The 484-nt window shown below is 54.1% G+C and carries 1 protein-coding gene; it reads left to right on the top strand.

Translation table 11 applies throughout. The features are described 5' to 3' along the window. Positions 1-479: nucleotidyl transferase family protein (locus K0039_RS25070; protein WP_500303711.1), on the top strand; the 479-nt coding region annotated here is incomplete at its 5' end. Positions 480-484 lie beyond the last annotated feature (5 nt).

Below are 484 nucleotides of genomic sequence, written 5' to 3'. Positions count from 1 at the left end.
ATTTGGTGTTAAAAGGCACCGCCGATATTCCACGCCTGACTGTGCATCGTGGCTCCGAATACATCATCTCCCGCGCTACGTTCCCTTGCTACTTCATTAAAGAACAGAGCGTCATTAACCATTGTTACACCGAAATTGATCTGAAGATTTTCCGTCAGTACCTCGCTCCCGCGCTGGGTGTAACTCACCGCTTTGTCGGTACTGAACCCTTTTGTCGCGTTACCGCCCAGTACAACCAGGATATGCGCTACTGGCTGGAAACGCCGACTATCTCCGCAACGCCCATCGAACTGGTTGAAATTGAGCGGCTGCGTTACCAGGAGATGCCGATATCCGCTTCCCGGGTACGTCAACTGCTGGCGAAAAACGATCTCACGGCTATCGCGCCGCTGGTCCCTGCAGTCACGCTGCATTATTTGCAGAACCTGCTTGAGCACTCCCGCCAGGACGCGGCAGCTCGTCAAAAGACCCCCGCATGAGAAAC

Source organism: Terrisporobacter mayombei (assembly GCF_020748465.1).
Taxonomy (GTDB): Bacteria; Bacillota; Clostridia; order Peptostreptococcales; family Peptostreptococcaceae; genus Terrisporobacter; species Terrisporobacter mayombei.
The sequence above is the reverse complement of the archived record's forward strand: the minus strand, read 5'-3'. Positions and strand labels throughout refer to the sequence as shown.